Source organism: Pseudomonas sp. IPO3778 (genome assembly GCF_013386825.1).
Classification (GTDB): Bacteria; Pseudomonadota; Gammaproteobacteria; order Pseudomonadales; family Pseudomonadaceae; genus Aquipseudomonas.
This window is the reverse complement of sequence record NZ_JACARC010000006.1, coordinates 33422-39320: the sequence shown is the minus strand read 5'-3', so window position 1 is coordinate 39320 and position 5899 is coordinate 33422. Positions and strand designations below refer to the sequence as shown.

Here is a 5899-nt window from a genome sequence, read left to right as displayed (position 1 = left end):
GGGCTCTTTCCAAAAGTGACCCGCCGTAAGGGCGGAACCCATAGCCGCCGTTACCGCAACAACGGATATGTACACAATCCCCCCGGCCCATTACCGCCCCAACGGATCTGCCCCCCCCCCCAGAGGCATACGTCATCCAACGTATTCCCCGCCCAACCCCATCCCCGCGAGACTGCTCCCACCGCCCAGCCACCCTCCGGGAGCACCTCGATGACCGACACCCTGATCAAAGTCGACCTCAACCAACCCGTCACCGAAAACGAGCAGATCCATAACCGTTGGCACCCGGATATCCCAATGGCCTGCTGGGTCAAACCCGGCGATGACTTCATCCTCGAAACCTACGACTGGACCGCCGGCGCCATCAAGAACAATGACGACGCCAGCGACGTGCGCGACGTCGATCTCTCCACCGTGCACTACCTCTCCGGCCCAGTGGGCGTCCACGGCGCCGAACCCGGCGACTTGCTGGTGGTCGACTTGCTCGACATCGGCGCCAAGGCCGACTCCCAGTGGGGCTTCAATGGCTTCTTCTCCCGCCAGAACGGCGGCGGCTTCCTCACCGACCATTTCCCCAGCGCGCAAAAAGCCATCTGGGATTTCAAAGGCATGTTCACCAGCTCCCGGCACATCCCGGGCGTGAACTTCGCCGGCCTGATCCACCCCGGCCTGATCGGCTGCCTGCCCGACCCGGTGATGCTCGCCGACTGGAACCGCCGCGAACAGGAGCTGATCGATACCAACCCGACCCGCGTCCCGCCTCTGGCCAACGCGCCCCTGGCCGCCACCGCTCACATGGGCAAACTCAAGGGCCCGGCCCGGGACGCAGCCGCCGCCACCGGCGCTCGCACCGTGCCGCCCCGGGAACATGGCGGCAACTGCGATATCAAGGACTTGTCCCGCGGTTCGAAGATCTACTTCCCGGTGTACGTCAACGGCGCCGGCCTGTCGGTGGGTGACTTGCACTTCAGCCAGGGCGACGGCGAAATCACCTTTTGCGGCGCCATCGAAATGGCCGGCTGGGTGCACATGAAGGTCGAGCTGATCAAGGGCGGCATGGCCAAGTACGGGATCAAGAACCCGGTGTTCAAGCCAAGCCCGATCACTCCCAACTACAAGAACTACCTGATCTTCGAAGGCATCTCCGTCGACGAACAGGGCCAGCAGCACTACCTGGACGTCAATGTCGCCTACCGCCAGGCCTGCCTCAATGCGATCAACTACCTGACCAAGTTCGGCTACTCGCCGGCCCAGGGGTATGCGTTGCTCGGCTCGGCACCGGTGCAGGGGCATATCAGCGGCGTGGTGGACATTCCCAACGCCTGCGCGACGTTGTGGTTGCCCACCGAGATCTTCGAGTTCGACATCAACCCCAACGCCAACGGCCCGACCCAATTCCTCGACGGCAGTATCGACCTGCCCATCGCACCGGACCTGTAGCCATGCCGACTTACGAATATGCCTGTGAGTGCTGCGGCACCTTCACGATGCTGCGGCCCATGGCCCAGCGTCACGAGCCCAGCCAGTGCCCGTATTGCGACGGCCCGGGTGGGCAGTTGCTGCTGTCGGCGCCGGCGCTGACCACGCTGTCGGCCAGCCAGCGCAAGGCCATTGCCGGCAACGAGCGCAGTGCCCACGCGCCGCAAACCGTCGGTGAGTACCAGGAGGCGCGCAAACACCCGGCGGGCTGCAGTTGCTGCGGCACCAGCAAGCCGGTGGTGCCGAGCAAGGCCAACCCGCTGGGCCTGAAGACCAAGACCGGGCCGCGGCCCTGGATGATCAGTCACTGACCGAGGAGATTTGCAATGCGCCATGGCGACATATCCAGCAGCCCGGACACGGTCGGCGTTGCTGTCGTGAACTACAAGATGCCGCGCCTGCACAGCAAGGCCGAGGTCATCGATAACGCGAAGAAAATTGCCGAGATTATTGTCGGCATGAAGCAGGGGTTGCCCGGCATGGACCTGGTGGTGTTCCCCGAATACAGCACCATGGGGATCATGTACGACCACGACGAGATGATGGCCACCGCCGCAAGCATTCCGGGCGAAGAGACGGCGATCTTCTCGGCGGCCTGTCGCCAGGCCAATACCTGGGGCGTGTTTTCCCTGACCGGTGAGCGCCACGAAGAACACCCGCACAAGGCACCGTACAACACGCTGGTGCTGATCAATAACCTGGGGGAGATCGTCCAGCGTTACCGCAAGTGCATCCCATGGTGCCCGATCGAGGGTTGGTACCCGGGCGACCGCACTTACGTGTGCGAGGGGCCCAAGGGCATGAAGATCAGCCTGATCATCTGCGACGACGGCAACTACCCGGAGATCTGGCGCGACTGCGCGATGAAGGGCGCCGAGTTGATCGTGCGCTGTCAGGGCTATATGTACCCGGCCAAGGAACAGCAGGTGCAGATGTCCAAGAGCATGGCCTGGGCGAACAACTGCTATGTGGCCGTGGCGAATGCGGCGGGGTTCGACGGGGTGTATTCGTACTTCGGGCACTCGGCGATTATTGGTTTCGATGGCCGTACCCTGGGGGAGTGCGGCGAGGAAGAAATGGGCATTCAGTACGCCCAACTCTCGGTGTCGCAGATCCGCGATGCGCGGGCCAACGACCAGTCGCAGAACCATCTGTTCAAGCTGCTGCACCGTGGCTACACCGGCATGCATGCCTCGGGCGACGGGGACCAGGGCGTGGCGGATTGTCCGTTCGAGTTCTATCGCACCTGGGTGCTGGACGCGCAAAAGGCCCGGGAGAATGTCGAAGCGTTCACCCGCAGTACCGTCGGCGTCGCTGAATGCCCGGTGGGGCAGTTGCCCCATGGCGGTCAAGAAAAAACGGCAGGTTAAGGCATGCGGTTTACCTTTGAACCGGCCCAGGTCATGGCGTTGTTACGCAGCCGTATCGTCGGCCAGGACGCCGCCCTGGCCCAGGTGGAAGGGCTGCTCAAGGTGGTCAAGGCCGATATCGGCGAGCGGGAGCGACCGTTGAGCGTCAACCTGTTCATGGGGCCGACCGGGGTCGGCAAGACCGAAATCGTCCGGTTGCTGGCCCTGGCCTTGCACGGCCGGGCCGACGGTTTCTGCCGTATCGACATGCACACCCTGGCCCAGGAGCATTACGCCGCGGCGCTGACCGGGGCGCCGCCGGGTTATGTCGGCAGTAAAGAGGGCATCAGCCTGTTCAACAGCGAACTGATCCAGGGCAGCTACAGCCGCCCCGGCATCGTGCTGTTCGACGAGTTGGAGAAGGCCAGCCAGGAAGTAGTGCGCAGCCTGTTGGGCATTCTGGAAAACGGCCAGCTGACATTGGCGGGCGGCAGCCGCACCCTGGACTTTCGCAACAGCCTGATCTTCATGACCAGCAATGTCGGCGCCCAACAAGCGCGTCGGCATCGGCAGCGGTTTGCCCCGTTGCGCTGGTGGGGCCGGGGTGAAGCCGGGGTGTTGGAGGACGCCTTGCACCGCCATTTCGAGCCGGAATTTCTCAACCGCATCGACCGCATCCTGACGTTCGAGCCCATCGACCATCAGTGGCTTGAGGCGTTGCTTGAGGTGGAGCTGGGCAAACTCAATCAACGCCTGGCGGCGCAGCAGCGTTCCCTGGTGCTGGACGACGCGGCGCGGGCCTGGCTGTGCCGTGACCATGACGTACGCTTTGGCGCGCGGGCCCTGGGCCGCCGATTGCGGGTGGCGCTTGAGCCGGCGATTGCCGAATGCCTGTTGCGCGATCCGGGTGTACGGAACATGGGAGCAACCGTCAGCGGTGATCATTTGGTGGTTTCGCCACACGGGACTTGCAACTCATAAAATTAAGGCTAATATGATCCGGGTAAAACAATATAATCCGGGTAATAGTCATGAGCACGTCACATTCTCCTAGCTGCACCGCCTTCCTTGGCCACCAACGGGTGGCTTCCGGTTCCTACACCGACGTCGCCGCAAAACTGGCCAGCCTCGACCTGTCGACGGGCAGCGTGTTGGTGTTTGATGACGCCAGCGGTGTCCAAGTCGACTATCCCTGGCCCGCCGGTTACGCACCTCAGCAACCGAGCGTCGTGGTGACCGAAGCCGAAGTGCCCGCGTCACCTTCCGTAGGCCGACCGAAGCTGGGAGTGGTCGCCCGCGAAGTGACGCTGTTGCCCCGGCATTGGGAGTGGCTGGGCCAACAACGCGGTGGCGCCTCGGCGGCCTTGCGCCGGCTGGTGGATGAAGCGCGCAACGCCCATGCCGAGCACGATGAACGTCGCCAGGCCAAGGAATCCAGCTATCGTTTCATGAGCGCCATTGGCGGTGACCTGCCAGGTTTCGAAGAAGCCTCGCGGGCCTTGTTTGCCCAGGACGGCGCCGATTTTTCCAACAAGATTGCGCACTGGCCGGTGGATGTGCAGCTGTACCTGGCCTGGTTGTCACGCAACGCTTTCCCTGCCTGATTGCATTGAGACTCGAACCTTCATGGAAGTTACCCAGCAACGACCGTTGTGGCAGATCTACCTGATCTTTCTGGCACCCATGGTGCTGTCCAATTTCCTCCAGAGCTTTTCCGGCACCCTGAACGGTATCTATGTCGGGCAGATGCTCGGCACCCAGGCGTTGGCGGCGGTGTCGGGGATGTTCCCCATCGTGTTTTTCTTCATCGCCCTGGTGATTGGCCTGGGGGCGGGCGCTTCGGTGCTCATCGGCCAGGCCTGGGGCGCCCAGGAAACCTCGATGGTCAAGTCGATCACCGGCGCCACCCTGACCCTCGGCGCCCTGATCGGGGTGATCGCGGCGGTGCTGGGCAGCGTGTTTGCCCGCCCGGCCATGCACGCCCTGGGCACCCCGGTGGACGTGCTGGATGACGCGGTGGGGTATGCGCAGATGATGATGCTGATCATGCCGCTGCTGCTGGTGTTCATCCTGTTCACCCAACTGCTGCGGGGCGTGAGCGACACGGTGTCGCCGTTGCTGGCGCTGGTGGTGTCGACCACCGTGGGCCTGGTGCTGACCCCGGCGTTGATCAAGGGCTGGCTGGGCTTGCCGCCGATGGGCATCCAGAGCGCGGTGCTGGCCGGGCTGGTGGGCAACGCCCTGGCGATGACCTTTCTGGTGCTGCGACTGCGGCATAAAAACCACGTCATGGCGCCGGATCGCGAGTTGATGGCGGCGTTGCGGCTGGACCGGGTGATCCTCGGCAAGGTCCTGCGTATCGGCCTGCCCACCGGGTTGCAGATGGTGGTGCTGTCGCTGTCGGAGCTGGTGATTCTGGCGCTGGTCAACAGCCATGGCTCCCAGGCGACGGCGGCCTATGGGGCGGTGACGCAGATCGTCAACTACGTGCAGTTTCCGGCGCTGTCGATTGCCATCACCGCCTCGATTCTTGGGGCACAGGCAATCGGGGCAGGGCGCCTGGAGCGCATCGGGCCGATCCTGCGCACGGGGATCTTGATCAACCTGTGCCTGACGGGCGGGTTGATTGTGCTGGGGTATGGGTTGTCACACTGGTTGCTGGGGCTGTTCATTACCGACGTTGAGGCGCGGGTGAAGGCTGAACACCTGCTGCACATCATGCTCTGGAGCATTCTGGTGTTTGGCTTCCAGGCGGTGGTGGGCGGGATCATGCGGGCCAGCGGGGTGGTGCTGGTGCCGGTGGGCATTTCGATTGTCTGTGTGTTGGGGGTGGAGTTGCCGGTGGCGTACCTGCTCAATGCACGGTTCGGGCTGGAAGGGGTCTGGATGGCGTTTCCAGTGACATACCTGGCGATGTTGGGGTTGCAGACGGCGTATTACCGCTTGGTATGGCGGCATAAGCAGATCAAGCGGTTGGTGTGAGGTTTTTTGGGCTTTTCTGTGGGAGCTGGCTTGCCTGCGATGCAGACAACTCGGTACATCAGGCACACCGAGGTGATGCCATCGCAGGC

General features: G+C 63.2%; 6 protein-coding genes. All 6 read left to right on the top strand.

Annotation, left to right across the window (positions count from 1 at the left end):
• The first annotated feature begins 210 nt into the window (after positions 1–210).
• From fmdA to HX855_RS01600, 6 genes are read left to right on the top strand one after another with little or no spacing between them, the layout of a single operon-like run.
• Positions 211–1440: a formamidase gene (gene fmdA, locus HX855_RS01625; RefSeq protein WP_177091389.1), complete on the top strand. Its 1230-nt coding sequence runs from the start codon at positions 211–213 to the stop codon at positions 1438–1440.
• A gap of 2 nt (positions 1441–1442) precedes the next feature.
• On the top strand, positions 1443–1790 hold the full coding sequence (locus tag HX855_RS01620; protein WP_177091391.1) for an FmdB family zinc ribbon protein: 348 nt from the start codon (positions 1443–1445) through the stop codon (positions 1788–1790).
• A gap of 15 nt (positions 1791–1805) precedes the next feature.
• Complete coding sequence (locus HX855_RS01615; RefSeq protein WP_177091393.1) at positions 1806–2849, top strand: aliphatic amidase; 1044 nt, start codon at positions 1806–1808, stop codon at positions 2847–2849.
• Between the two features lie 3 nt (positions 2850–2852).
• Positions 2853–3809 carry an AAA family ATPase gene (locus HX855_RS01610; protein ID WP_177091395.1) on the top strand — a complete coding sequence of 319 codons (957 nt, stop codon included), beginning with the start codon at positions 2853–2855 and terminating at the stop codon, positions 3807–3809.
• A gap of 50 nt (positions 3810–3859) precedes the next feature.
• Positions 3860–4432, top strand: a complete 573-nt coding sequence (locus HX855_RS01605; RefSeq protein ID WP_177091397.1) for a DUF2239 family protein — start codon at positions 3860–3862, stop codon at positions 4430–4432.
• Positions 4433–4454: 22 nt separating this feature from the next.
• Positions 4455–5810, top strand: coding sequence for an MATE family efflux transporter (locus HX855_RS01600; RefSeq protein ID WP_177091399.1), 1356 nt, complete (start codon positions 4455–4457; stop codon positions 5808–5810).
• Positions 5811–5899: the final 89 nt, after the last annotated feature.

Excerpts from the sequence above, each read along its gene's own strand:
- fmdA (WP_177091389.1), top strand. The coding sequence starts at position 211 with ATGACCGACACCCTGATCAAAGTCGACCTCAACCAACCCGTCACCGAA.
- HX855_RS01620 (WP_177091391.1), top strand. The coding sequence starts at position 1,443 with ATGCCGACTTACGAATATGCCTGTGAGTGCTGCGGCACCTTCACGATG.
- HX855_RS01615 (WP_177091393.1), top strand. The coding sequence starts at position 1,806 with ATGCGCCATGGCGACATATCCAGCAGCCCGGACACGGTCGGCGTTGCT.
- HX855_RS01610 (WP_177091395.1), top strand. The coding sequence starts at position 2,853 with ATGCGGTTTACCTTTGAACCGGCCCAGGTCATGGCGTTGTTACGCAGC.
- HX855_RS01605 (WP_177091397.1), top strand. The coding sequence starts at position 3,860 with ATGAGCACGTCACATTCTCCTAGCTGCACCGCCTTCCTTGGCCACCAA.
- HX855_RS01600 (WP_177091399.1), top strand. The coding sequence starts at position 4,455 with ATGGAAGTTACCCAGCAACGACCGTTGTGGCAGATCTACCTGATCTTT.